Source organism: Neptunicoccus cionae, from assembly GCF_002860325.1.
In the GTDB taxonomy this organism is placed as follows: Bacteria; Pseudomonadota; Alphaproteobacteria; order Rhodobacterales; family Rhodobacteraceae; genus Amylibacter; species Amylibacter lutimaris.
Genome location: NZ_PKOJ01000002.1, coordinates 549,959 through 576,054, shown reverse-complemented (window position 1 = coordinate 576,054; position 26,096 = coordinate 549,959). Strand labels below are relative to the sequence as shown.

26 protein-coding genes are annotated in these 26,096 nt (G+C 56.6%); 16 read left to right on the top strand and 10 right to left on the bottom strand.

Going from position 1 to position 26,096, the window contains the following annotated elements; all coding sequences use genetic code 11:
* Positions 1 to 43: 43 nt before the first annotated feature.
* The gene (locus C0U40_RS08640) at positions 44 to 628 is read right to left on the bottom strand and encodes an exopolysaccharide biosynthesis protein (RefSeq protein ID WP_101655346.1); all 585 of its coding nucleotides are present in this window, start codon (positions 626 to 628) and stop codon (positions 44 to 46) included.
* A 158-nt stretch (positions 629 to 786) separates the two neighbouring features.
* The gene (locus tag C0U40_RS08635; protein ID WP_101655345.1) at positions 787 to 1,725 is read right to left on the bottom strand and encodes a calcium-binding protein; all 939 of its coding nucleotides are present in this window, start codon (positions 1,723 to 1,725) and stop codon (positions 787 to 789) included.
* A 201-nt stretch (positions 1,726 to 1,926) separates the two neighbouring features.
* Here C0U40_RS08635 and C0U40_RS08630 point away from each other — a divergent pair, with 201 nt between their 5' ends.
* The gene (locus C0U40_RS08630; RefSeq protein WP_101655344.1) at positions 1,927 to 2,439 is read left to right on the top strand and encodes an alkylphosphonate utilization protein; all 513 of its coding nucleotides are present in this window, start codon (positions 1,927 to 1,929) and stop codon (positions 2,437 to 2,439) included.
* Between the two features lie 70 nt (positions 2,440 to 2,509).
* On the opposite strand, the gene C0U40_RS08625 is transcribed toward C0U40_RS08630, so the two are convergent.
* On the bottom strand, positions 2,510 to 2,860 hold the full coding sequence (locus C0U40_RS08625) for a DoxX family protein (RefSeq protein ID WP_101655442.1): 351 nt from the start codon (positions 2,858 to 2,860) through the stop codon (positions 2,510 to 2,512).
* Between the two features lie 229 nt (positions 2,861 to 3,089).
* On the opposite strand from C0U40_RS08625, the gene C0U40_RS08620 reads away from it, so the two are divergent.
* Positions 3,090 to 3,461, top strand: a complete 372-nt coding sequence (locus tag C0U40_RS08620) for a hypothetical protein (RefSeq protein WP_101655343.1) — start codon at positions 3,090 to 3,092, stop codon at positions 3,459 to 3,461.
* A gap of 84 nt (positions 3,462 to 3,545) precedes the next feature.
* Here C0U40_RS08620 and C0U40_RS08615 read toward each other — a convergent pair whose 3' ends face one another.
* Positions 3,546 to 4,457, bottom strand: a complete 912-nt coding sequence (locus C0U40_RS08615) for a pirin family protein (protein ID WP_101655342.1) — start codon at positions 4,455 to 4,457, stop codon at positions 3,546 to 3,548.
* Between the two features lie 227 nt (positions 4,458 to 4,684).
* On the opposite strand from C0U40_RS08615, the gene C0U40_RS08610 reads away from it, so the two are divergent.
* Entirely contained in the window at positions 4,685 to 5,644 is a 960-nt protein-coding gene (locus C0U40_RS08610; RefSeq protein WP_101655341.1) for an NAD(P)-dependent oxidoreductase, read from the top strand.
* A 48-nt stretch (positions 5,645 to 5,692) separates the two neighbouring features.
* A complete protein-coding gene (locus C0U40_RS08605) occupies positions 5,693 to 6,187 on the top strand; it encodes a hypothetical protein (protein ID WP_101655340.1) in 495 nt (164 codons plus the stop codon).
* Positions 6,188 to 6,265: 78 nt separating this feature from the next.
* Here the strand turns inward: C0U40_RS08605 and C0U40_RS08600 are convergent, their stop codons facing one another.
* Together C0U40_RS08600 and typA are read right to left on the bottom strand one after the other, a co-directional pair.
* Positions 6,266 to 7,681 (bottom strand): Glu/Leu/Phe/Val family dehydrogenase, encoded by a 1,416-nt coding sequence (locus C0U40_RS08600; protein WP_101655339.1) that lies wholly within the window; start codon positions 7,679 to 7,681, stop codon positions 6,266 to 6,268.
* Between the two features lie 234 nt (positions 7,682 to 7,915).
* Complete coding sequence (gene typA, locus C0U40_RS08595; RefSeq protein ID WP_101655338.1) at positions 7,916 to 9,739, bottom strand: translational GTPase TypA; 1,824 nt, start codon at positions 9,737 to 9,739, stop codon at positions 7,916 to 7,918.
* A 229-nt stretch (positions 9,740 to 9,968) separates the two neighbouring features.
* Between typA and kynA the strand changes: the two genes are divergently transcribed.
* From kynA to C0U40_RS08580, 3 genes are all read left to right on the top strand, one after another.
* Positions 9,969 to 10,805, top strand: a complete 837-nt coding sequence (gene kynA / locus C0U40_RS08590; RefSeq protein WP_101655337.1) for a tryptophan 2,3-dioxygenase — start codon at positions 9,969 to 9,971, stop codon at positions 10,803 to 10,805.
* A 127-nt stretch (positions 10,806 to 10,932) separates the two neighbouring features.
* Positions 10,933 to 11,160, top strand: coding sequence for a hypothetical protein (locus C0U40_RS08585; protein WP_286134861.1), 228 nt, complete (start codon positions 10,933 to 10,935; stop codon positions 11,158 to 11,160).
* Positions 11,161 to 11,292: 132 nt separating this feature from the next.
* A complete protein-coding gene (locus C0U40_RS08580; protein ID WP_145991913.1) occupies positions 11,293 to 12,522 on the top strand; it encodes a LysR substrate-binding domain-containing protein in 1,230 nt (409 codons plus the stop codon).
* A 13-nt stretch (positions 12,523 to 12,535) separates the two neighbouring features.
* Here C0U40_RS08580 and argE read toward each other — a convergent pair whose 3' ends face one another.
* Positions 12,536 to 13,705 (bottom strand): acetylornithine deacetylase, encoded by a 1,170-nt coding sequence (gene argE, locus C0U40_RS08575; protein ID WP_101655335.1) that lies wholly within the window; start codon positions 13,703 to 13,705, stop codon positions 12,536 to 12,538.
* A gap of 140 nt (positions 13,706 to 13,845) precedes the next feature.
* Here argE and C0U40_RS08570 point away from each other — a divergent pair, with 140 nt between their 5' ends.
* The 4 genes from C0U40_RS08570 to C0U40_RS08555 all read left to right on the top strand — a co-directional run bounded on the left by C0U40_RS08570 (position 13,846) and on the right by C0U40_RS08555 (position 19,186).
* Positions 13,846 to 14,613, top strand: coding sequence for an HpcH/HpaI aldolase family protein (locus C0U40_RS08570; RefSeq protein WP_101655334.1), 768 nt, complete (start codon positions 13,846 to 13,848; stop codon positions 14,611 to 14,613).
* A gap of 119 nt (positions 14,614 to 14,732) precedes the next feature.
* A complete protein-coding gene (locus C0U40_RS08565; protein ID WP_101655333.1) occupies positions 14,733 to 15,893 on the top strand; it encodes a 2Fe-2S iron-sulfur cluster-binding protein in 1,161 nt (386 codons plus the stop codon).
* Positions 15,890 to 18,244, top strand: coding sequence for a mechanosensitive ion channel family protein (locus C0U40_RS08560; RefSeq protein ID WP_101655332.1), 2,355 nt, complete (start codon positions 15,890 to 15,892; stop codon positions 18,242 to 18,244). The genes C0U40_RS08565 and C0U40_RS08560 overlap by 4 nt, the downstream gene beginning before the upstream one ends.
* Before the next feature lie 129 nt (positions 18,245 to 18,373).
* The gene (locus C0U40_RS08555) at positions 18,374 to 19,186 is read left to right on the top strand and encodes a glycoside hydrolase family 25 protein (protein WP_286134859.1); all 813 of its coding nucleotides are present in this window, start codon (positions 18,374 to 18,376) and stop codon (positions 19,184 to 19,186) included.
* 20 nt (positions 19,187 to 19,206) lie between these two features.
* Here C0U40_RS08555 and C0U40_RS08550 read toward each other — a convergent pair whose 3' ends face one another.
* Positions 19,207 to 19,830, bottom strand: coding sequence for a glutathione S-transferase family protein (locus C0U40_RS08550; protein ID WP_101655330.1), 624 nt, complete (start codon positions 19,828 to 19,830; stop codon positions 19,207 to 19,209).
* Between the two features lie 150 nt (positions 19,831 to 19,980).
* Between C0U40_RS08550 and C0U40_RS08545 the strand changes: the two genes are divergently transcribed.
* The 5 genes from C0U40_RS08545 to C0U40_RS08525 all read left to right on the top strand — a co-directional run bounded on the left by C0U40_RS08545 (position 19,981) and on the right by C0U40_RS08525 (position 24,645).
* Positions 19,981 to 21,342, top strand: a complete 1,362-nt coding sequence (locus C0U40_RS08545; protein WP_101655329.1) for a DUF1800 domain-containing protein — start codon at positions 19,981 to 19,983, stop codon at positions 21,340 to 21,342.
* A gap of 4 nt (positions 21,343 to 21,346) precedes the next feature.
* A complete protein-coding gene (locus C0U40_RS08540) occupies positions 21,347 to 22,573 on the top strand; it encodes a DUF1501 domain-containing protein (RefSeq protein WP_101655328.1) in 1,227 nt (408 codons plus the stop codon).
* Positions 22,574 to 22,658: 85 nt separating this feature from the next.
* Positions 22,659 to 23,378: a GNAT family N-acetyltransferase gene (locus C0U40_RS08535; protein WP_101655327.1), complete on the top strand. Its 720-nt coding sequence runs from the start codon at positions 22,659 to 22,661 to the stop codon at positions 23,376 to 23,378.
* Entirely contained in the window at positions 23,378 to 23,956 is a 579-nt protein-coding gene (locus tag C0U40_RS08530) for a nitroreductase family protein (RefSeq protein ID WP_101655326.1), read from the top strand. Before C0U40_RS08535 ends, C0U40_RS08530 begins: the two co-directional genes overlap by 1 nt.
* Positions 23,956 to 24,645: an EI24 domain-containing protein gene (locus C0U40_RS08525; protein ID WP_101655440.1), complete on the top strand. Its 690-nt coding sequence runs from the start codon at positions 23,956 to 23,958 to the stop codon at positions 24,643 to 24,645. Before C0U40_RS08530 ends, C0U40_RS08525 begins: the two co-directional genes overlap by 1 nt.
* A 105-nt stretch (positions 24,646 to 24,750) precedes the next feature.
* Here C0U40_RS08525 and C0U40_RS08520 read toward each other — a convergent pair whose 3' ends face one another.
* On the bottom strand, positions 24,751 to 25,080 hold the full coding sequence (locus tag C0U40_RS08520) for a hypothetical protein (protein ID WP_101655325.1): 330 nt from the start codon (positions 25,078 to 25,080) through the stop codon (positions 24,751 to 24,753).
* Positions 25,081 to 25,150: 70 nt separating this feature from the next.
* A complete protein-coding gene (locus C0U40_RS08515) occupies positions 25,151 to 26,077 on the bottom strand; it encodes an alpha/beta hydrolase (protein ID WP_101655324.1) in 927 nt (308 codons plus the stop codon).
* Positions 26,078 to 26,096: the final 19 nt, after the last annotated feature.

Genomic DNA, 26,096 nt, shown 5'->3' with positions numbered 1-26,096 from the left:
ACGATTACCCGTCGCAGCTGGCGTTTCTTGTTTGCAGCGCGCCCTAAAACCCGATCTGCCAGATGGCGACCGGAACGGCGAGCAGGGCGACGAGAGAGACGATGACAAGAGCTCCGTCCCGCGTCAGCAGACCTGCGGCAAACAGGGCGATCACCACCGATGCGATAGAGCCGGAGGTGGGGATCAGCTCCAGAAAGGGCATACACAATGTCAGCGCCAAAATCAGAAGCAACGGAAGCCAGATGTAGGGGCGGTGAAACAGAAAAGTGAGCCGTGACCGAAGATAGCGTTCTACAAAGCGAACCGGCTTGCGCAGCCATGTGATGGCCTTGCGCAGTTTTTCGGTAGAGATCGTGCGGCGGGTGATAAACTGAGGCAGCCAAAGGGAATTCCGGCCTGCCAGCATCTGGACAACAATAAAAAATATCACCGTACCAACGAAAGCCGTCATGCCCGGAATAGCGCTGACCGGCGAAGAAGAGACCAGCGAGAAGATTAGCATGAGGGACGCGAAAGAGCGCCGTCCCAACGCGTCAATCACTTCGGAGACCGCAGTGGTTTCGCCCGTGGCCGAGTTTTCAAGTTCGTCCAAGACTTCGCTCAGCGCGCGAGATTTGACCTGTGCCATTTTGACCGTTTTATTATTGGTTTCAACGTCCCCTGAAGGACTAACCGATCAGGGGCCATATAGTTCCGTCTCTTACGCCAGCGGTCGGGAAAAGGTAAGGGGCCTCCGGTTTCCCGTGGCCCCTTTTTGGTCACATCGTTGCGACACCTGTTTTTCAGTTAGATGAAGTTGCCGTCATCCATCATTTCGGCGCGGGTGACGTTTTCAACCAGCACTTTGATATCATCATAACGCAGCAACACGTCAGCGCCTTTCTTGATGAAGGTAATGTCATCTACAGAAGCGCCAGCAAGATCGATTTCATCCTGTCCAACCTTGAAGTCCTTGATGGTGTCCTTGCCATCACCGGATTTGAAGATGAAATCATCTGCGCCGCTGTTGCCCCACAGCTTGTCATTTCCAGCGCCACCAACAATCTTGTCCTTGCCGCCATTCCCTTTCAGCACATCAGCGCCACCGCCACCTTTCAACGTGTCGTTTCCAGAGCCGCCTTGCAGGTTGTCCTTGCCATTGCCGCCATCAAGCATGTCCTTGCCCGCGCCGCCGCGCAGTTTGTCGCTGCCGCCACCGCCCAGCAGGTTGTCCTTTCCCCCAAGGCCAAGCAGTTTGTCGTTCCCGCCTGCGCCTGAAAGGTAGTCGTCAAAAGCGGTACCGGTGAATTCGTCCTTGCCGCCGTCCCCGTCCAGACGGATGCCGCTGTCAACAGGTTCACCGGACAGGGCTGTGATCAGATCGGTTTCGTCGGAATAACCGGCAAGCGCCTCTCTCACGAAATCGAACCCTTCAGAAATCAGTGAGGTATCGCCGCTGATGAAATCGTCCAGGACGCCCAGTGCTGCGTCAATTTCCGCGCCGCTAAGACCAGCGGTCGCCAGATTGCTACGGATCATCGGAAGCAGGCTGGTCAGGAACGACCAGTCGAAGGCTGCCAGAGCGGTTTCTACAGTGTCGAGCAGGTCCAGATAATTGCCCACTGTCATTTTGCTAATGCTGGTCCAGTCAAATCCTTTGATCAAATCGGGACTGCCGGTAAAGGCGACAAGGCCGCTGATGTAGCTGGCCCAGCTTTCAAGGTCTTTGGTGTCTGTAAGTAACATTACAATGATCCCCTATAAAAATGGTGCTTAATGGAAGGTATCATTGGCGTAGTCTCGTCACTTCGCAAGTGATTTTTATCAACATTTTAAGGCATCAACCTATGGTGGGAGACGTGCAATAGATGCTGTACATGCAATTGGGCTGTCGCTCTTATCCGGGCTTTGTTATGGCAGGCTATTCCAACAAGAAAGAGCCTTTCGATGTCCTGTTCCCTGTGTCAATCCGATGAAGGTGTTGCGCCCTTCGATTTACCCCGTGATGGGGTGGTTTATAAGGTGGATCTTTGTGCCGTGTGTACAGATCAACAGAACGGAACACCTGATGTAAACCATTGGCGTTGCCTGTCTTCTTCCATGTGGTCCGAAGATCCGGCGACACAGGTGCTTGCCTACCGGATGCTGGTCCGTCTGGAGGCAGAGGATTGGGCGCGCGACTTGAAGGACATGCTCTATCTCGATGAGGACACGCTGGCATGGGCCGAAGCAGGCGTGATCCGCGACAGCGGACACAAGGACAGCAACGGGGTGCCTCTGGCCACTGGTGACACTGTGGTGCTTATTAAGGATTTACCCGTTAAAGGGGCAGGGTTTACCGCGAAGCGGGGCACGGCGGTACGGGGAATTTCAATCGTTCCGGACAATCCTGCCCATATCGAAGGCCGCGTTGAAGGCCAGCGGATCGTGATCCTGACAGAATTTGTGAAAAAGAAGTAGAGCCAGCAACGGCGGTTTGGATGACTGCCACAGGCCCGTTAACAGGCCTGTGGCGTGGCGAGTTTCCGGGTCAGGCCCAGATCGCCTCTTTCCGGCGATACTGGAAGATGACCGCACAACTGATCAGAACCACGAAGGCAGGGATGCCGGTCTGGATCGGCGTATAAACAACGTGGAAATAGACTGCGCCGATCATAATGATCGCAACGCCAAGGGCAGCGAGCGCTTGCAGGCGCGGCAGCCAGATGCCGATGGCTGCGGCCAGTTCACAGGCCCCGATGAAGTAGCCGAACCATCCTGGCAGGCCCATCATCTGGAAAGCGCCGTGCATTTCGGGTGCACCGCTCAGCTTGCCGTAGCCGCCCATCAGCATGAAGAAAGAGACCAGCGCAGACAGCCCCCAAACGATATATTTTTGCATTTCAAACTCCGAAAAAGATTTGCGTAGCGCGTAGCAGTCCGCACAAGACGATAACAGCCCTGATTGTTGCATTTTACCGTTCCGGATATTGGAACAATCCTACCTGTTCCCGCGTTGCAACTGTGAGAAGATCGTGAAGTGGCGAAATAGCCGGTAGCGGAGCGAGCGACTCATTGAATGGTGCTGCTGTGGCCTGTAACGTGAACACATCCTTTGGGGGGATATTTTAATGAGTGATAATGTAATCGATATGGCGGAAGCCGAAATTGAAACACTGGTGACGGATACTTACAAAATCCACCGGGGGTCTTTGAAGGACAAGCTGCGTCGTGTCGGACGCCGTCTGCCCCGCAGTGTTGCCGAAGATGTTGCCTATCTGGAAGACGCCCGCCGCCGCACTGCACATCCGCGCCGTCGCGGCTTGGTGGATCAAAAACGGGTCGATACCATCGTAAGCAATCAGCGTCGGACATTGGGTCGGGTTGATGTGGCTCGGGATAAATCCCGCGAGCGGATTAACTGGCTGGGTGTTCTGGTGATGAACCTGATGCTGTTCGGTGTGGTCTACTATGCGCTTTTGAAGTGGCTTGGTGCGATCTGATCCTGTGTCTGGGGTCCGGTTGCAATCAAAGTAAAACCCCGCCACCAGCAGGTGACGGGGCTTGGATTTTCGTCCGGCGCAGCGTTAGTGTGCAGGCCGTATAAACGTGCCGTTGCGCAGTTCCTTGAACGCCTGTTGCAGTTCTGCCTGTGTGTTCATTACCACAGGCCCGTGCCAGGCGACGGGTTCCTCAATCGGCTTACCCGAGATAAGCAAGAAGCGGATGCCTTGCTCACCGGCCTGAACGGTGATGCTGTCGCCTGTATCAAACCGGACCAGCGTGCGGTTGCCCGACATATCGCGGATGTTGACCTCTTCGCCCATTACCTCTTTTTCCAGAAGAACGCCGGTCGGATCGGACGCGCCTGCAAAAGCTCCTGCGCCTTCAAAGACATAGGCGAAGGCGCGGCGATAGGTGTCCACCGGAAGTGTTTTTTTCACACCGGCCGGAATGTAAACGTCCAGATATTGCGGATCGGCGGCGATACCGTCAACAGGTCCGGTCTGCCCCCAGAAATCACCAACGATCACTTTGACACGGGTGCCGTCGTCTTCTTCGATGACCGGAATTTCCTTTGCTTCCACATCCTGATAGCGCGGATCGGTCATTTTCAGATCGCGCGGTAGATTGGCCCACAACTGGAAGCCGTGCATCTGGCCCGTGGCATTTCCACTGGGCATTTCCTGATGCAAAATTCCGCGGCCCGATGTCATCCACTGCACATCTCCGGCCTTCAGCGTGCCCTGATTTCCAAGGCTGTCCGCATGTTCCACCTCGCCTGAAAGAACATACGTGATGGTTTCGATGCCCCGATGGGGATGCCAGGGAAATCCATTGGCGTATTTGGAGGGATCTTCGTTGCGAAAATCATCCAGCAGCAGGAATGGATCAAGCTCTGTCGGATCGGCAAACCCGAAAGCGCGGTGCAAATGAACGCCGGCCCCTTCGAGTACGGGTTGGGCCTGACTGGTCGATTTAACGGGACGGATGGACATGACATGTCTCCTTTTCAGACTGTGTTGACACCAATCTAGGCACTGAAGCAGTGTTCGCCAAGCCGGTGGCGACGAATGCAGTGTTCGCCCGCGGCGAACAGTTTCTGCATTGGACGTGGGGTAAAGCAAAAACTTGCCCGTTTGCGGCGCATGGTGTCGGAGAAATACAATTCTTGCGTCTGCTATCACGTTTGATAGGGACGTCAGATAATGGAAGGGCAGAGCATATGAAAATCGGATTTATCGGACTGGGCAACGTCGGTCACAAGCTTGCAGGGAGTTTACTGCGCAACGGGGTGGATCTGAGTGTTCTTGATCTAAATCCGGATCTTGTCGCTGCTATGGTTGAAAAAGGAGCGGACGCCGTTTCTTCTGCAGCCGAGATGATGCAGAAATGCGATGTTGTTATAACCTGTCTGCCATCACCGGCTGCCTGCAATCTGGTCGTGACCGAGATGCTGCCCTACGTGAGCACGGGCAAGATCTGGCTGGAAATGTCTACAACCGATCAGGCCGAGGTGGAACGTCTGGGGGCATTGGTCATTGAAGCCGGAGGGGCGGCAGTGGATTGTCCGGTATCCGGTGGCTGCCACCGTGCGGATACGGGGAATATTGCAATTTTTGCGGGTTGTGACCGCCAAACGTTTGAAACTGTTTTACCGGTTCTGACAATCATGGGACGTCGTATTCTGCATACCGGACCGCTTGGATCGGCTTCGATGCTCAAGGTGCTGACAAACTATCTGGCGACCGTACATCTGGTGGCCAATGCCGAGGCACTGGTAACAGCCAAAGCTGCTGGAATGGACCTGAACACCACCTTTGAAGCCATCCGCATAAGTTCGGGCAATTCCTTTTCCCATGAAACTGAAAGTCAGGTCATCCTGAACGGCTCGCGCGATATTTCCTTTACGATGGATCTTGTCAAAAAGGATATCGGCCTGTTTCAGGAAATTGCGGAACGCAACGCTGTGCCGCTGGAAATCTCGCCTTTGCTGTGCCGGATTTTTGATGACGGGATTTCGCGCTACGGGATGCGCGAATTGTCCCCGAATATCATCAAACGTCTGGAAGAAGCCACCGGCCTTGATATTCGCGCCCCCGGTTTCCCGCCGGAAATGACCGATGACGAGCCGGAAGAACGGGGCTACGAGGTTATTCCGAAAGGGCGCGCTGCTACAGTCTGAAGCAAACTTCCCGCTAGCCAGAAAGGCGGCTTCTGCGTAAAACAGGGTATGGATCAAGAAGACATAATTGCGACGCTGAAACCTTCTTTGGGGCGGCGGTGGTTCGGGGCTCTATCGCTCGGCGGACTTGGGTTGGTGCTGATACTGGCGGTGTTCTACAATCCGCCTGAGATTTTTGCGCTGCGCATCATTATGCCCCTGATCGGGGCGTTGTTTATCTGGCAGGCCCAATGGAATCTGCGGGTCACGTCGAGCGCGCTGTATTTGACGCGGCAGGGGCTGTTCGATGACGCAGGCAACCAGATTTGCGCACTTTATAACATGCGTGAAGTGGACCGTGGTGTCTTTGCCTTCAAACCGTCGAACGGGTTTCTGGTGCGTCTGGCAGAACCCGAACCAAAAGGCTGGGCGCCCGGACTGTACTGGCGTTTGGGCAAGCGTCTGGGCATCGGGGGGGCAACCAACCCTGCGCAGAACAAGGCGATGGCCGAAGCGATTGAAATGCTGATTATGGAACGGGTGCTGGGGCCGGAACTGGCGTAAGATACTGTTTCAGGTGGCGAATTATTAAAAAGGGCTGCGCAAGGTGATTGCACAGCCCATTTTTTTTGTTCCAAGCGCTTACAGCCCTTTCGCCCGATAGCTGCTGGCCACCTTGCCAATAGAGACCAGATAGGCCGCGGTGCGCAGGTCGGAAACATCGGCGCGATCATGCCAGACTTCGCGCATGGACTGGTAAGCTCCGCGCATAGTGTCTTCCAGACCGGAGCGGACCAGTTCCAACTCTCCGGCGCCATTCAGATAGCGTTGCTTGAATGTCTCCGAGAGCTGATGTCCGGTAACCGACTCCAGTTCGTTGATCAGCAGGCGGTGGCGTTCTTCTTCCTGACGCCGCTGCATCCGGCCAAAGCGGATATGGCTGAGGTTCTTGACCCATTCAAAATAGGACACTGTCACACCACCGGCGTTTGCATACATATCCGGTATAATCACGCAGCCCTTGTCCCGCAGGATCTTGTCCGCGCCCGAGGTAACAGGACCGTTCGCGGCTTCGATAATCAGCGGGGTCTTGATCCGCTTGGCATTCGACAGGTTGATAACCCCCTCCATCGCGGCTGGGATCAGGATATCCGCGGCTTTTTCCATGATCGGCGCATCCGGTTCATGCCAGTCCCCGCCGGAATATCCCTTGGTCGAACCGGTTTTCAACATGTGCTGTTTCAGGTCTTCGATGTTGATCCCGCTGTCATTGGTAATGCAGCCGTCGAATTCCAGCACGCCGGTGATCTTGGCACCATCCTCTTCGGACAGGAACTTGGCCGCATGGTACCCCACGTTCCCCAAACCTTGTACGATGATACGTTTTCCGTCCAGACTGCCTTCCAGACCGGCGGCCTTAATGTCCTCCGGGTGGCGGAAGAATTCTTGCAAAGCGTATTGTACACCGCGCCCTGTTGCTTCTGTACGGCCTTGAATGCCGCCGCCGCTGATCGGTTTGCCGGTTACACAGGCCCTTGCGTTGATGTCAGTGGTGTTCATGCGCGCGTATTGGTCTGCGATCCACGCCATCTCCCGTTCGCCTGTTCCCATATCGGGGGCAGGGACGTTCTGGGAGGGGTGGATCAGATCGCGCTTGGCGAGTTCATAGGCGAAACGGCGGGTGATGCGTTCCAGCTCGTCTTCGTCCCATTCGCGCGGATCAATGCACAAGCCGCCTTTGGACCCGCCAAAGGGCGCGTCGACCAAAGCACACTTGTAGGTCATCAGCGCGGCGAGCGCCTCGACTTCGTCCTGATTGACAGACATGGCATAGCGGATGCCGCCCTTCACAGGTTCCATATGCTCTGAATGGACCGAGCGGTAACCGGTGAAGGTCTGGATATCACCGCGCAGGCGGACACCGAAACGCACGGTGTAGGTCGCATTGCAAACCTTGATTTTTTCCACCAGTCCCGGCGGCAAATCCATCAACCGCACCGCGCGGTTGAACATGATATTGGTGGATTCGCGGAAACTCGGCTCGGCTTTGCGTGTCATGTGCGCCTCTGTAAATAATTGCGACTGTATTGGTGTAACCGGATTAGTGACGTAGGGTTACATGCGCCATAAGGGCAGAATGTCGAACAAAGGGCAACTGCTATGTGCTGAAATTTTAGGCATTTTCGGAATGCCTTTGTATACCGTTCGGGAATCACCCTTAGACATTGGGGTTAAAAGAAAAAGAGGCGGGAAATCCCGCCTCTCCAATCATTCAAACTGTATCCACGAGGATCAGTTGTCGTTCGATTTCGCCGCGCGCTTCCGCTCGTGCGGGTCAAGGTGGACCTTGCGCAGACGGATTGCATTCGGGGTCACTTCCACCAGCTCGTCCGTGTCGATGTAGGCAATTGCCTGCTCCAGCGACAGAGTGACCGGTGTGGTCAGGCGAACAGCTTCATCCGTACCGGAGGCACGCACGTTGGTCAGTTTCTTACCCTTAAGCGGGTTTACTTCCAGATCGTTCTCGCGCGAATGCTCGCCGATGATCATACCAGTGTATACAGGTTCCTGCGCACCGATGAACATCTTGCCGCGATCTTCCAGATTCCACAGCGCATAAGCAACAGAAGTCCCGTTCTCCATAGAGATCAGAACACCGGCGCGACGGCCCGGGATCGGACCTTTGTGGGGTGCCCATTCGTGGAACACACGGTTTAGAACGCCTGTACCACGGGTGTCGGTCAGGAATTCGCCGTGATAACCGATCAGGCCACGGGAAGGAACATGGGCGATGATGCGGGTTTTGCCGGCACCGGCCTGTTTCATCTCTGCCAGATCGCCCTTGCGCGCGCCTGTCAGCTTCTCGATCACAGCGCCGGAATATTCGTCATCCACATCGATGGTGACTTCCTCGATCGGTTCACAACGAACTCCGTCGATTTCCTGAAACAGCACTTTCGGGCGAGAGATAGACAGTTCGAAACCCTCGCGGCGCATGTTCTCGATCAGAACGCCCATCTGCAATTCGCCGCGACCAGCCACATCAAAGGCTTCACCGCCCGGAGTGTCTGTCACCTTGATCGCAACGTTGACTTCTGCTTCTTTCATCAGACGGTCACGGATCACACGGGATTGCACTTTTTTACCATCACGACCGGCCAGAGGGCTGTCATTGATGCCAAAAGTTACAGAAATCGTGGGTGGGTCAATAGGCTGTGCTGCGATTGGTTCGTCCACGGACGGGTTACACAACGTGTCCGCAACAGTGGCGTTTGTCATCCCTGCGATGGTTACGATGTCACCCGCTTCGGCGACGTCGATAGGCTGTTGCGCCAACCCACGGAAAGCGAGGATTTTTGTGGCGCGGAAGTTTTCAACCAGTTCGCCGTCACGGCTCAGCGCCTTTAGGGTCTCGCCGGTTTTCAGTGTGCCGCTTTCCACGCGACCGGTCAGGATACGCCCGATAAACGGGTCGGCGCCCAGTGTAACCGCCAGCATCTTGAACGGCTCGTCTTTCTTGGCGAGCTGCTTGGGGGCAGGGACGTGTTTGACAATCAGGTCGAACAGGGCAGTGAGATCCTGACGGGGGCCGTCCAGTTCCATGTCTGCCCAGCCGGAACGGCCAGAGGCATACATGGACGGGAAATCTAGCTGTTCGTCATCCGCACCCAGATTGGCGAAGAGGTCGAAACATTCGTCCAGTGCCCGATCCGGTTCCGCATCAGGCTTGTCCACTTTGTTCAGAACAACAATCGGACGAAGACCAAGAGCCAGCGCCTTGGAAGTTACGAATTTGGTCTGTGGCATCGGGCCTTCAGCAGCGTCCACCAGCAGAACAACACCGTCTACCATAGAGAGGATACGCTCTACTTCGCCGCCGAAATCGGCGTGGCCCGGAGTGTCCACAATGTTGATGCGCGTGTTGTTCCATTCAACCGAAGTGGCTTTCGCCAGAATCGTGATGCCGCGTTCGCGTTCCAGATCGTTGCTGTCCATCGCCCGTTCGGCAACAGCCTGGTTCGCGCGGAAGGCGCCGGACTGTTTGAGCAGCTCGTCGACCAGTGTGGTTTTGCCATGGTCAACGTGTGCGATGATGGCGATATTTCTGAGTTCCATAAAGAAGTGCCTGTACCGGAAAATAAGGGGTTTGGCGCGGCCATACAGGGTTTGATGGCAGTTGGCTAGGTTTAACTTGCGTTTTTGGTTGGCAATAGGGCGGGCTGCCTGACAAAGCGGCAGACTCCGCGCGTGATATTTAAGGGCGGGCGTGGGATTACCTGTGTTTCTGTTGCAAAGCGGGGTGGAGCGGATACAAACGTTTTTAGAGAAATAGCAAGGTATTAACATGGCAAATGGTGTGACAAATCCCGCAGAAGAAGCGACACTCTCATTCAAGGACAAGATGTCTTATACGGACTATCTCGGGCTTGACGCTATCCTGACGGCGCAGCATCCGCTCTCGGATGCTCATGACGAGATGTTGTTCATTGTCCAGCATCAAGCTTCCGAAGTCTGGTTGCGTTTGGCAATTTACGAATTGAATGCTGCGCGCGAATTGATTGCACAGAACGAGACCCGTCCGGCTTTCAAAATGCTGACACGGGTTGCACGGATATTCGAACAGCTCAATTCCGCATGGGATGTGCTGCGCACCATGACCCCGTCGGAATATACCCAGTTCCGCGATGCGCTTGGCCATTCTTCGGGTTTCCAGTCCCATCAATACCGTCTGGTCGAATATCTTGTCGGCAACCGCAACCACACCATGCTGAAGCCACATGAACACCGTAACGATTTGCATCAGGCGCTGGTCGATGAACTTGCCAAGCCGAGCCTGTATGACGTGGTTTTACGCCATCTGGCAGAACAGGGGTTTGCTGTACCCCGAGATGTGCTGGAGCGGGACGTTTCTGTGAAGCTGCCCCATAACGACGGCGTGCAGGCGGTCTGGAAAGAAGTGTACCAGAATCCTCGGGAACACTGGCTGGCCTATGAACTGGCTGAAAAGCTGGTGGATTTCGAAGATTACTTCCGCCGCTGGCGCTTTAACCACGTGACAACAGTTGAACGGATCATCGGCAACAAGAAGGGAACCGGTGGAACGGGCGGTGTAAGCTATCTGCAAAGCATGTTGAAAGTGGAACTGTTTCCCGAATTATGGTCGGTGCGCACTGTACTTTAACCCAAAACAACTAGAGAATGCCTTATTTCCGCCTCAATCTGTCCAACTAATACCGTAGTGAGCGGATAAGAGGGGTATATGTCCGGGATTGGGGCGAGCTTTCCCGGGCAAGTTTGAGAGGCAAAAAATGAGAAACCGCTACATATCCTGTTTCCGTTCGGTCGGTGCACAGATTAAGGATCGTGCCTGCCGATGGGGGCAGGCCGAAGACGGCGCCGTGACGGTAGACTGGGTTGTGTTGACCGCAACCATGACCGTAATCGGTGGCGTTATTGTGTCTCTGACCGTGGACGGCACCACAGATGTGGGCAATCAGATCGGCACGGTTCTGGCAGAGAAAACCGTCTCGGAATAAGAGTTTCCGACTGGGTTTCTGCGCACTGAAGTATGTCGCCGGGCAGGGTAGAATGCCTCCGGCGGAAGTATTTCGGGAACATTGAACCGCCTGAACCCGTTGCCTGTACCCAAGCGGCGGATTTTTTGCTGTGTGCTTGACTTTACCCTGATCGGGGCTGATGTCATTCTGATGTTTCAGAGCAGGACAGGCAGGGCAATCGTGACAGAAAAGACACCAAATCCACAATTGCGCGAAGCCTTCTTGGGCGGGATGTCCCATGCGGCCTGTACGGTAAATATTGTCACAACAGACGGCAGTGCGGGGCGGGGTGGCGTAACGGTTTCAGCCATGACATCGGTTTCGGCCGATTCTCCAAAGCCGACGTTGCTGGTTTGCGTGCATCACGAAGCCAGTGCGGCGCCGCTGATCCTTGAAAACGGCAATTTCTGTGTAAATCTGCTGCGGGACGACCAATCCTTTATCTCGGACACGTTTGCAGGGCGGTTCAAGGCAGAATTTGCCGATAAGTTCGATTGCGCGGAATGGGCGCCGATGGCAACCGGAGCACCGCGGGTGGTCGACCCGCTGGTGGCTTTTGATTGCAAACTTGTCAGCGCAGAGCGGATTGGCACCCATCATGTCTTTGTGGGAGAGGTTCAGGATATTTTCACCGCCCACCGTGGAACCCCGCTAATTTATGCCAATCGTGCCTACGGGCGGACGGTGCGGATTGATCCCGTGACGACCTTTGCCACCTCCCAGTCTGATACGGCCCTGCGGGTCGGGTGCTTTCACACGATTGGTCCTTTTGTGGTGCCTCGTATCATCGGAGAATTTACCAAAGATGACAGCACCGATCTGCGTCTGATGGACGGGGACCACCGCCGCCTGATCGAGGGGCTGCGGGCGGGTGATGTGGATCTGGCTTTGATGTTTGATCTCGACCTGCCGGACGACATTGCTACCGTCCCTCTGGCGAGCCTGTCGCCCTATATCCTGCTGGCGGAGGATCATCCGCTGGCTGCGGAACCGAACCTGACGCTGGAAACCCTGACGCAACATCCCATGGTCCTGTTGGATACCAAGCCTTCAGCAGATTATGCCCTGTCCATTTTTGCCGCCCGGCATCTGACACCCCAGGTGAAGTACCACTGCCCTTCTTACGAAATGGTGCGTGCCATGGTGGGGGAGGGGCTCGGCTATTCCATACTGGCGAGCAAGCCAGCCAGCAATCTGAGCTATGACGGCCATTCACTGGTCACACGACCCTTGCCAAGTGACACGCGGCAATGCCCGACGGTGCTTGCCTACCGGCGGGGCGCGAAACTTCCCCCCGCAGCGCAACCGTTTATGGAACTTTGCAAGGACCTGTTCAAGTAAGTGGCAGGGAACTCTAGCTGTTAAGCGGCAGTCCTTTGACCAGCCGGTCGGTCAGGGCGGCAAGCATCCGGTCGCATTTTTCAAGCTGGTCGGCGCTGACGAATTCATCCGGTTTGTGCCCCTGTGCCATGCTGCCCGGCCCGCAGACCACGGTGGGTATGCCGACACGGCTCGAAAACAGTCCGCCTTCGGTGCCGAAAGCCACTTTCATCGTGTCATTCGCACCCAGCAGGGATTTCACAAAGGCAACTACGGCGCCATCCTCGGGGGTGGCAAGGCCGGGGTATGTGTTTGCTGTCATCTCGATATTGATCGCGGCTTCCGGAGCGATGACGCGGGCGCGCTCGGCTATTTCTTCGGCGCGGTCCTTGATTTCTTGCATCAGTACGGTGGGATCGTTTTCGGCGAGATTACGGATTTCAAAAGTCACTTCACAGTGGTTCGGCACAATGTTCAGCGCCACCCCTGCGTTGATCAGGCCGACATGCAGCGTGGTGTAGGGCACGTCATAATCAAAATCCTGCGTTCCCGTCGCGGCGAGCCGTTCCTGAATGCGCCGGATTTCAGCAATCAGATCGGTCGCAAGGTAGATGGCGTTTACGGCTTGGGGGGCAAGCGCGGAATGTCCCTCGCGTCCGATACAGGTCGCTTTGGCAGCGGTTTTGCCCTTGTGACCCACGGCTACTTGCATGGATGTCGGTTCGCCCACGATACACATGGCCGGTTTGAACGGGGCGGCTTCCAGCATATCGATCAGGCTGCGCACACCGATGCAGCCGATTTCCTCGTCATAAGAAAGCGCCAGATGCAGCGGGGTTTGCAGGTCTTTGGTGCTTGCGCTCAAGGCTGCGGAAAGCGCGCTGGCGACGAAGCCCTTCATGTCGCATGTGCCGCGTCCGTAATAACGCCCGTCCTCGAACGTCAGCTCAAAGGGCGGTTTGCTCCAGTTCTGGCCTGCCACGGGCACCACATCGGTGTGACCGGACAGCAGGACGCCGGGACGGTCCGTCGGGCCGACGGTGGCGAAAAGGTTCGCTTTCTTGCCGCTGTCATCGGGCAGGAGTGTGACCTCTGCACCCGCGTCCCGCAACAGACCCGCGCACCATTCGATCAGATCCATATTCGGGTTCGCTGATGTTGTATCGAATGCAATCAGTTTTGAAAGAATGTCTGCGGTCTGCATGGGATCGTCCTGCTTGGGATGTCTGCGCCGTTCCTAACCCAAGCACACGGCTAAGGGAAAGACCCTTCGCGTCAGAGTGGTGTTTTGTCGGGGGATATGGTTTCTGGCAGGTATGGATTCATTCGAGGGAGGAAAAGACCGTGGCAGCACCAGTGAACAGATTGAAAGAGAAGCTTGCAGCAGGGCAGTTGCAATCAGGCTGCTGGCTTTCGCTTGTATCACCCTACGCCAGCGAGATCGTCGGGACCGTCGGGTTTGACTGGGTACTGATCGACGCCGAGCACGGGCCGAACGGCATCGGGCAGGTATCAGCCCAGATAGGGGCCTTGCAGGGAACGGAATCCGCAATAGCCGTGCGGGTGCCCGTTGGGGAGGACTGGATCATCAAACAGGTGCTTGATGCAGGGGCGCAGACCGTGATGGTGCCAATGGTTGAAACCGGCTTGCAGGCTGAGGCAATGGTGCGGGCGACGCGCTATGCACCGGAGGGCGTGCGCGGGGTGGGGGCAGCTGTGGGGCGGGCGTCGCGTTGGACCGGCATCGCTGATTATTCCTCCACTGCCAATGCGCAGATCTGTCTGATCGTGCAGGCCGAGTCGCGGCGGGCCTTCGATAATCTGGACGAAATTCTCGCTGTTGACGGGGTGGACGCGGTATTCATCGGGCCTGCGGATCTGGCGGCCGATATGGGGTATCTCGATAATCCAGATGCACCGGAGGTCATGGCGGCAATGGAAGATGCCGTGCTGCGCATTCGTGCTGCGGGCAAGACCGCAGGGATCATGTGCACCGATCCTGATTTTGCGCGGCAGGCGATTGGCTGGGGCGTGAATTTCGCAGCGGTGGCTGTGGATGCGCTTACAATGGTGACGGGATTGCGTAAAATTGCGTCAAGCTTCAAAGACTAGGGCTGCATCTTTAGGAAAAACTTGTTTCCTAAGCCCGATTGGGATTGTATCGCCTTAGCAATTTTCAATCTACCGTGCCTTCCCGACCATAAGGCAGTTCTAACAAGGGATTTCGCCCGATGTCCGAAGCGCCGCCGGAACCTGTAAATCTGACCGGTGTGCGCCGTGGACTGATGATCGGCAGCGGACTTGTGATGTTCGCTTTCATTACTTGCCATCTCGCGAACCTTGCACTCGGTCTGCATTCGGTTGCCTTAATGGACGATTGGCGCTGGGCGCTAAGCGGGCTCTGGACCGGACCTGTGATGCGTATTGTACTTGGTATCGCGCTGCTGGTTCATTTTATCTCTGCGCTGCTGTCCATCTATCTTCGCAACACGTTGCGTATTCCAGCCTATGACATGGCACAGCTTGTTGCCGGTATTCTGATCGTTCCCCTGTTGGCGCCTCATGTTTTCGGGATCATGACCTATCACCCTATGGGGCTCGTTCCGACCTATGACGTGGTGCTACGGTTTTTCTGGAACCTGTCACCTGTCGACGGATTGCGACAGGTCGTGTTGCTGGTTGTGGTCTGGCTGCACGGGACAATCGGGGTTTATACATGGCTTCGTTCGCGGGATGGTTCTGCGCGGACCATTCGGGTGTTCTACCCCTTCGTGGTCATCGTGCCGGTGATTGCGCTGCTCGGTTATGTCGAAGCCGGACGGCAGGTGATTCCGCTGGCGGATGGTGGCACCGGCTATGTGATGGCTGACGATCCTAATGCCGCCGGGCAAAATGTGTCACCGGAGTTGGCCAACGAGATTATAGCTGCCGCCAAGCGGAACGGGTGGGTGACAGGGCAGGTGTCTCTGGTTCTTGTGGCGCTGGCATTTGCGGCGCGGGCGGTGCGGATTGCTGCGCAAAAGAACGGTCAGGTGCAGGTGAACTATCTGGGGCGTCGCAATGCTGCTTTTGCGGGGCAATCGGGCCTGACCCTTTTGGAGATGGCACGCCTGAACGATATACCCCACGCGAATGTCTGCCGTGGACGGGGGCGCTGTGGCACCTGCCGTGTGCGCGTGCTGAACGGGGCAGACAAGTTGCCGCCCCCTGACGCACGAGAGCAGAAAGTACTGGACCACTGGAACGCTGGCCCGACCGAGCGGCTGGCTTGTCAGCTTCTACCTCAAGACGGTTATCTCGAAGTGGAGCGGGTGGTACAGCCGGATTATTCCGATCTCGATTATTCCGAAACCCGTGCCAAAGGCGGGCTGGCAGCGGGAGAAACTTCATGATCCTGCTGGCGGCTGGAATACGTCGTCTGCTGCTGTGTCTGGCTGTGTGTGCCGGACTGTTTGTTGCGCCTGCGATTGCGCAAATGATGCCCGTGCCCCAAACCGCCGAGACCCCGACCGAGGTGGCCGAAGCCTCTCCGAATGACATCAGGGAATTGATGCGTCTGCTGGCTGATCCACAGATACAAAACTGGTTGCAGGAGGCTGCCAGCCCTTCAGAAGAGGCGGTCGCAAATGCCGCCAAGCAGAGCTTTCGCCAGAATGTTGAAACACGGCTGGCGGCTTTCGGGGATCGGGTACAGGCGCTGGGGCTTGCATGGCAAATTATCCCGCGCATCCCTGAGGTGCTTGGCGCCCATTGGGAAAGTCAGCTTTCACCGGCGCAAAAAGTTCGGTCGCTGACCTATTTATTGACCTTTCTTGTGATCGGTTTCGGGCTGGAGTGGCTTTACCGGCGTTATCTCAATATGGTTTTGCTGCGTATCGAACTCGCCCCGAAAGAAGCCCCGTTGCAAAAACTTGCCGGAGCAGCGTCGCGGGCAGCGATCATATCCGGCGGGCTGCTGGTCTTTGCCATCGGAAGTATCGGTACGTTCGAGATGTTCGACTGGCCTCCACTGGTGCAATCCGTTGTGCTGGACTTCCTGACACTTGTGCTGGTTGTCAGGGCGGTTTTAACTCTGTCCCTGTTCGTTCAGGCGCCTTTTGCTCCGGAACTGCGGTTGGTGCCTTATGGCACACCCGTTGCGAAACATCTGCACAGGTTACTTTGTGTGCTGTCGGTGTCGGTCGGACTCGCCGTTGTGCTGTCTTTTGTGTTGGCGCGGATGTCAGCGTTTCAGGATATGGCCGCAGATTTACAAGCAGTGGTGTTGGCCCAGAGCGTCATGCTGGCGGGGTTGGTTTTACTGGTAACATGGGGCTGCATCTGGGTCGGGTTCCGCCGTGTGCCCCGTCTGACCGAGTCACCCTGCGATCCCGCTGTAACCCGTTTCTGGCGCAACTACGCATTGGTTTGGGTCGGTGCCGTATTCGGGTGCTGGCTGGTCGGGGCCTTTTCGCTGATGTGGAGTTTGGTGATCGTCGGTCTGCTGGTTCCGGGGCTAAGATTGCTCGCGGCATGGATCGACCATTTTTTCGATCAATCCACCGCAGCATTGCACGAAGAACACGAGGCCGAAGCGGCTGCAGAACTTGCCGCATTTGAGGCAGCGGAAGCAGCACGACAAGCGGAGGCAGCGCAGGAGGCCGAAACGGAAGAGTCAGCGCTGGTCGTAGAACCACCCGCTGTTCCCGAGTTCCACGACCCTTATGCAACCACACGGCCTATTGTGAAGCGGGCTGCCCGTTTTGTGTTGCTGATTGCAGCGGTATTGGCGCTGGCATCTGTATGGGGGGTAAACATACTGTCCCTGTCTGAGGATCGGAGTATGGCGGGGCGCGCGCTTGAAGTGCTGGTGGACAGTTTCGTAGCCTTGCTCTTTGCAGATCTTGTCTGGACCTGGGCGAAAACCGTTATCGACAAGCGCATAGCGGATTACGAGCCTCCGGTAGACGGTCAGGCCCCTGGACCAGAGGCGCGGATGATTACGCTTCTGCCATTGCTGCGCACGATGCTTATGGTCACGCTGTTGGCGATGGTGGGTCTCAGCGTTCTGACAGCGCTTGGCGTGAATATTGCACCGCTTTTGGCCGGGGCGGGTATCCTTGGCATCGCCATCGGCTTTGGCACGCAATCTCTGGTGCGTGACATTGTGGCGGGAATTTTCTTCCTAATCGACGATGCCTTCCGTTTGGGAGAATACATCGAGGTGGGGGATCTGGTCGGAACGGTCGAAAGTATTTCGATCCGTTCCATGCGCATTCGTCACCACCGCGGCAAGGTCCACACGGTTCCCTACGGAGAGTTGAAGTCCCTGACCAACCATTCCCGCGACTGGGTGATCATGAAGCTGGAGTTCCGCGTGCCGTTTGATACCGACCTGATGCTGGTCAAGAAACTAATCAAGAAAGTGGGTGCGGAGTTAAAGGCAAACGAACACTACGGACCGAGCATCCTGTCCACGCTGAAATCCCAGGGCGTGCGCCGCATGGAGGAGTTCAACATGGTGGTGGGCGTGAAGTTCATGACCAAACCGGGCGAACAGTGGCTTGTGCGCCGTGATGCCTACCAGAAAGTGCGCGACATCTTCGAAGCCAACGGCATCCGCATGGCAGAGCGCAACGTGAAGGTCGAAATCGCAGGGGGCGATCAGCTTGATCCTGATACGCAAAAGGCTGTGGCCGGTGCAGCGCAGGACGCAATCGACAAACCTTCAGGTCCGCCCAAACCCGCTCCGGACGAGCCGTAGCAACCCTATGGGGGATTTTTGCCGATGCTGCAATTCGAGCGGATTTTTCATGTGGTCTTTGCGTGGGATGCGTTAGATTGAAAAAGAAAAACAGGCAAAATAATTCCAGCCGGAAACGTAGGGGGCAGCGTGCGGTATTTTTTAATTCTATTAATGGTCATCGGACTGGTCAGTTGCGGGAACAACCGCCAACAACAGGTTCCGAAAACAACCAAAGTTCAACCGCCACCAGAGATGGTTTCCGGCAACCCGAAATTTGCCGACAGCGATCCGGTGGAATGGACAGGCTCCAAACCGTGGCACTATCCGGTGCACGGTGTGGATGTCTCGCGCTATCAGGTCGGGCTAGATTGGGACCAGTTGCGAGCCAATCATATTTCCTTCGGGTTTATCAAAGCGACCGAAGGAGGCGATCACACCGATCCCCAGTTCTACAATCACTGGCGGGAGGCAGAGCGGGTGGGCATTCCGCGCGGCGCCTATCACTTCTACTATTTCTGCCGTACACCCGAAGAACAGGCCCGTTGGTTTATCCAGCACGTGCCCAAAGATCCGGCCGCGCTGCCGCCGGTTCTGGATATTGAATGGAACCACCAGTCGCGCACCTGCCGCCTGCGCCCTGACGGGGAAACCGTGCGCAATGACATGCGTACCTTTTTGCGGATCGTAGAGGCCCATTACGGCAAGCGTCCGGTGATCTACACCACGCCGGATTTCTACAAGGAAAACGATCTGGGGCGGTTGAACGGCTATCCTTACTGGCTGCGTTCGGTCGCGGATCACCCGTCTAACGTCTATCCGGGCGAACGCTGGGTGTTCTGGCAATACAGCGGCACAGGTCGTGTTCCCGGCTCACCCGGTGATATTGACCTTAACGTGTTTGATGGCACGCCCGCGCTCTGGCGGATGTGGCTGGCGCAGAACGGGATCGCCCTGCGCTAGTCCGGTCTAACGGGCTTACGCTAATACGACAGCGCCGCTTGCACGGCAGGGCGCTGTTTCATTGCCTCGAAATGGGCGGCAATACGGGGCAGGGTGGCAATATCCACCCCGTCGCCTTCCAGCCAGCTTGCAGCTTTAAACAGGTAACCGTCCGCTAGCGTATATTGCTCGCCCATCACCCAAGGCCCCTTCAGGTAATGCTCCTGTATCAGGGCAAAACTCTCAAACATCGTGGTTTTGACCTGTGAAGCCATATCTTCAAGGCTGGTAGGTTGCTTCGCCCAGCGATGCCCACGCTTGCGATGAGCATGGTTTACATGCACGGTGGAGGCCAGATAGCTGTTGAATTCCTGCCATTTGGCAAAGGCAAAAGGGTCGCGCGGCGCAAGCTCGCGCTCTGGCACCAAAGCTGCGATGTAAGCCAGTATTGCGGGCGTCTCGCTCAGGATGCCCTGATCGCAAACCAGCGCAGGCACGCGCCCCTTGGGGTTGGTTTGCAGATACTCTTTCGATTGCTGCTGGGTTGATCCGAAATCAACCAGTGTCGCGGTGAAGGGCAGCTCGACTTCATGCAGGGCAATCAGGCTGGCAAGGGCAACAGTGCCGGGGGCATAGAACAGTTCCATCGGGTATCCTTGAGTCATTTTCGGGCACCATGCGTCGGTTTTCGCGCAAAAACCAGAGCGGCAGAGAATTTATATCAAAGGTTTGTATATCCGGATTATAAGCATAGATATCAGACAGGCACAGGGCGCACAGTCAGGCGCTGTGCAGGGTAAGGATACAGGTCTCAGATGGAACAGAGCTTTGCAACCAAGTCGGCGTTTCGCTTTGGCTACGGGTTTTCCCCGACAGATCGCGACATCCGCGATATTGACGACCTGCTGGCGCAACTGCGCGGTCCTGATCACGGCGTGGCACAGTTTGCCGGACCGATGCTGGAAGAGCGGTTGGCGATCCAGCGGGATTATCAGCAACTGCGCAACAAGATGAAAAAGGGTGATGAAACCGTTAAGGACGCGTTGAAGAAGGCCACGCGCCTGCGCAACCGTATGCGCGGTGACGACACCCGTCATCTGTTCCAGCGGGCCATGATGGACGGACAGGGCTTTCGCGAGAGGATCGCTTTTTTCTGGATGGACCACTTTACAGTGATCCCAAAGGGGCGTGCAGGCAATGCGCTTTGGGGGAATTACATTGAAGAAGCTTTGCGCCCCCATATTACCGGAAGCTTCGGTGATCTTCTGGTTTCTGCCGTGACGCATCCGTCGATGCTGATCTATCTTGATCAGGTGCGCTCTACCGGTCCGAACTCCCCTGTGGGAAAACGCAAGAAACAGGGGTTGAACGAAAACCTTGCCCGAGAGGTGCTGGAACTGCACACAATGGGCGTCGGCGGTTCCTATACCCAAAGCGATGTGCGCCAGCTGGCCGAACTGTTAACGGGACTGGATTTCGACAAGGACGGCGCCAAGTTTAATAAACGCAAGGCAGAGCCGGGGGCGGAAACCGTACTTGGCAAAACCTATGGCGGTGATCCTGCGCAGCGCAGCCATATTGAAGCATTCCTGCGTGATGTGGCACGCCATCCGGACACGGCCCGTCATATCGCCCGCAAGCTTGCGGTTCATTTCATCTCTGACACGCCAGAGCAATCTCTCACTGACCATATGGAACAGGCTTTCCTGCAAACCGACGGTGATCTGCCCAGCGTTTACGGCGCCATGCTTGACCATCCCTCTGCATGGGAACCCTTGGGCCAGAAAACCAAACAACCTTTCGATTTCATGGTGTCGAGCTATCGTGCGCTGGGCGTCACACCCCAGGATTACAAGAAACCTTCAAACGGGCAGGTCAACAAACAGCTGATCCTGCCGATGCAGTTTATGGGCCAACCCCTGCGCAAGGCGCCCGGTCCCAACGGCTGGCCGGAAGAGGCCGAAGCCTGGATAACACCCCAGGGTCTGGCGGGGCGGCTGCAATGGGCTTTGTCCACGACAACGCAATGGGGGCAGGATCTGGATCCGCGCGTCTTTATTGACACGGCCTTGCGGGAACTGTCCGGCGGAACTTTAAAATTTGCCGTGTCCGGTGCGGAACGGCGGGTAGAAGGGCTGACTTTGGTTCTGGCCTCACCCGAATTTAACAGGAGATAGGCCGATGGATGCTTCACGACGCAAGTTTCTGGCACAAAGCCTCGCCATCGGGTGCTCTGCTGCGGCAAGCCCCTTTGTCACCCCTGTGACCTTTGCCTCCATCCCGTCGGACAACCGGCTGGTTGTGATCGTGCTGCGCGGTGCGATGGACGGACTGGATATCTGCGCGCCGCTCGGGGAACCCGTGTTTAAACAGTACCGCCCCGGGCTCTCGAAGCGGGACTTCCGCGATCTGGACGGGTTTTTTGCACTGAACGAGAACCTCGCCGATCTGATGCCTTTGTGGAAGGCAGGGGAGTTGGGGTTTGTGCAGGCGGTGTCCACGCCGTACCGAGACAAACGCAGCCATTTCGACGGGCAGGACCTGCTGGAGGCCGGACTGGCCGAAGAAGGGGGCAATGTGCGGGACAGTGGCTGGATCAACCGGATGCTCTCGCTCATCCCCGGTGCAGAACAGGACAGTGCCTTTAGTGTCGGGCGCGAAAGCATGCTGATCCTGCGGGGCGATTTTCCGGTGACAAGCTGGGCGCCGGAAAGCCGGGTGGATATGTCCCCCCACGGACAGATGCTGCTGGATGCAATCTATGCCAAAGACCCGTTGTTTGCGCAGGCAGGCCAGACGGCGCTGACGCTTGCCGCGCAACTTTCGATGGAGCAGATGCAGGGCGACGGCGATGAGGAAGACGCCGAGATGATGGCGGAAATGCTCAAGAGCATGAGATCCTCGCAGGAAGCGCAGCAGGCCAGCGGCCTGGCCGCCTTCGCAGCAGAGCGGTTGAAGGAAGATACGCGATTTGCCACCTTCTCTATCGGTGGCTGGGATACCCATCTGCGGCAGGATCGCGCGATCCGGAATGCGTCCAAGGAATTGCAGGCTGCTTTGCTGACCCTGCACCAACAGCTCGGACCGGTCTGGGACAAAACCTGCGTCTTGTGCATGACGGAATTCGGACGCACCGTGCGCGAAAACGGGTCTGGCGGGACGGATCACGGCACGGGCGGGGCGATGATTATGGCTGGTGGTGCGATCAAGGGGCGCAAGGTCTATGGCGACTGGCCCGGACTGGAAGAAGCCGCCCTTTACGAGCGGCGCGACCTGATGCCCACCGCCGACCTGCGCCGCTATGCCGGCTGGGCTGCCCATGATCTGTTTGGCCTGTCTGTAGGACAGATCGAAAACACGGTATTCCCCGGCGTAGACATGGCCACCAATCCCGGTTTTCTGCGCTGACCATCAAATGCGCCCTGCTTATGGACATTTGCGCAGGCATGTTTATGTGAATTGTCAGGAATTACTTAAGAAAAGGTGACAGGGAATGGGCAAACCTGTGGGTTTTGAAGTGAAGGACTGGGTTGCGCCACCCCGTCCGCAGGATAGCGCAATGGAAGGGCGCTACGCCCGTCTGGAACGTATCAATGCCGAAGCCCATAGCGGTGATCTGTTCAAGGCCAATTCCGAGGATGCCTCGGAAGGTATTTGGGACTATCTGCCCTACGGTCCTTATCATGCGCAGGCCACCTATCATAAATGGCTGCGCGACATGGCGCAGAAGGATGATCCTTTCTTCTATGCGATCAAGAACAAGGAACTGGGCCGCTTTTGTGGAGTGGCCTCTTACCTGCGGATTGATCCCGACGCCGGTTCAATCGAAGTCGGCCACATCAATTTCGCACCGGCCCTGCAACGGACCCGCGCTGCGACCGAAGCGATGTATCTGATGATGAAGTGGGCCTTTGAAGCCGGTTATCGCCGCTACGAATGGAAATGCGATGCCCTCAATGCAGGATCGCGGCGCGCGGCCCAGCGGCTCGGCTTTTCCTATGAAGGCGTGTTCCGTCAGGCCACAATGTACAAGGGCCGCAACCGTGACACCGCTTGGTTTGCTGCGATTGACAAGGAATGGCCTGCACTGGAAGCGGCGTTTCAGGCATGGCTTGACCCGTCCAACTTTACCACTGAGGGGCGACAGATCGACTCGCTCGACAATCTCACCGCGCTCGTGCGTGTCGCCTCCGATCCAACACTGGAGCCATAATGCCCAAGAAGAATGCGCAAGCGCTGGAATTCATGCTGACGCGCCGCTCGACCTCCCACAAGACACTGACCCATCCGGTGCCGGATCGCGCGGAAATCGAAACAATCCTGACCGCAGGTGCCCGTGTGCCGGATCACAAGATGCTGGAACCGTTCCGTTTTGTGGTCTTGCAGGATGCCGCACTGAACCGTCTTGGAACCGCGGTGCAGGGATACGGCGAAAGCATCGGCCTGCCGCAGGACAAGATCGAAAAGGCGGTTTTCAATTTCTCCAACGCGCCGCTAGGTATTGCCGTGGTAGCGAGCCTGAAACCGAATGAGGCGATCCCCGAGGTGGAACAAACCCTTGCCGTAGGCGCCTGCTGCCTGAGCGTGCTGAACGCGGCCCTTGCCAGCGGATGGGGCGCGAACTGGATCACCGGCTGGGCCGCCTTCGATCATCCGTTTCTTCAGGCCAACATGGGGTTGAAGACCGGAGAATATGTCGCGGGGTTCATCTTTGTCGGAACACCGAAATCGGAACCGACGGACCGCAAACGCCCGGATCTGGACGCTATTACAACTTGGGTAGAGACATGATTTTTGACGATTTTGCCAAAGCGCTCGGCCAGATCGGAGATCCGAAGTTCCGAAGCGTCCTGCTGCGCGGGATCGGACTGACGGTTCTGTTGCTTGCCGGAGTAACGGCAGGGGTGCAATTCCTGCTGCCCGACAGCGTCAGTCTGCCGTGGTTCGGTGAAATCGGTTGGCTGTCTACCCTTCTGTCCGGTTTTGTACTGGTGGCGATGATCGGCCTGTCAGTTATCCTTATGGTGCCGGTGGCGTCTTTGTTTACCGGTTTTTTCCTTGATCAGGTGGTCGATGCGGTAGAGGCAAAACATTTCCCTGCACTGGAACCGGCCAGTTCGGTCTCCTTTTCAGAAACCCTGATTGATGCGCTTGGCTTTTTCGGGTTGTTGGTGGTTGTGAACCTGCTGGCCCTCGTCATCTACCTGCTGTCCACACTGGCCGCTCCGCTGGTGTTCTGGGCTGTGAACGGCGTGATGCTGGGGCGTGAATATTTTCAGATGGTTGCAATGCGGCGGCTGGGACGGGCAGGGGCCAAGCAGCTTCGTGCCCGTCATCGCGGGCAAATCTGGCTTGCAGGCGCACTGATGGCAATTCCTTTGACGGTGCCTGTTTTAAATCTGGTCATTCCGGTGTTGGGCGTTGCAACCTTCACCCACCTGTTTCACCGTGTGAACAAAACAGGTCTTCCTGAACTCTGAAATGCAAAAAGCCGGACCCAATACAGTCCGGCTTTCTTCTGGCGTAAAATATCCCCGCCGGAGGCTGTGAATCTTTTACAGCGCCCCAAACGAAGAACTGAAGTCTCAGTCTTTACGGAAGTGGGATTTTTCACGTGGTTTGCCGTGCCAGCCGGTTTTACCACGATCACCACCACGGTCACCGCCGCGATCACCGCCTCTATCGCCACCACGATCACCACCGCGACCGCCTTTGTCGAAAGGACGTTTTCCGCCACGGTCGTCACCTTCGCGGGATTCCCATTTTTTCAGCAGGATGTTGTCAAAGGTATCGCGATGGATCACGCCTTCGTTGCACCAGACGAGAGAGACGGCATCCCCGTCCACAGCTTCAACCGCCATACGGGGGGAGCCGGAAATAAGTGCGGCCAAATCGCCGGGTTTCAGAGTAGGCATAACAGATCGCTCCTTGGATCAGCAAAGTTCAAGACGCCGCTGTAGTGGGAATCAGGCGTCTTGGAAAGGGTTATTCGTCCAGATGGGCGTCAATTTCCAGCCAGACCTGCTTTATTATATGGGGTTCTTCCATCAGAACCTCGTGTTGGGCACCTTCCAGTTCAACCAGATTGCCATTGGTCCACTTGCCCATAATACGCCTGATCGCATCCTTGGAGACGATCGCTTCCCTGGAACCGAGAAAACACAAACAGTCCTGCGGCGGAGGTGCAGCGGCCTGCAGCGCACGGGTTTCCCGTTTGGCGCGGTTCAGCCAGTGGACAGACGGGCCGCCCAGCCCCATTTCCGGATGTTGCTTGATATGGCTCTGCATAACAGCGTAGCTGTCTTTGTCGTTGGTCAGGGTGTTGCCTTCAAAGGGTTGTTCCTGAACATAATTCGACGGCCCGCCAGTTGGAACGAACCGTTGGCCCAGCCCGATACCGGGCCCGAACGTCGAAACGATCCATGCAGGCACCCGCATATGGGAGGCGACGTAGATGTCCCACATGGGAGCGCTGAAAATCGCTTTCTCGACGGGCAAACCGTCCAGCAGGGCGCGCAGGCCGATGGCCCCGCCCATGGAATGGGCAATCATTGCGTAAGGGTCGGGTAGGCCGGTATCGCGGACCAAAGCCAGTACTTCGGCCACATCCAGCTGGTAATCGCTGAACTCTTTCACCCAGCCCATCGGCGGATGCACGGGATGTCGGTCCGACAGACCCTGTCCGCGCCAGTCCACCACAGCCACACTATAGCCGCGATCCAGCAGACGGTCCGTCACATCGCCGTATTTTTCGATAAATTCGGTGCGACCGGGAAAGACCAGTACCGTCTTTTCGCCGCTTCCCTGCCAGACCGCAACGCGGATGCGGGTTCCGTCTGCGCACTTTCGCCAGTAGGCTTTTCCGCCTTCGGGCATACGCTCCAGATCGGTGTGCAACGGTGCGGCTTCCATCGGTGCGCCTTCCTCTTCG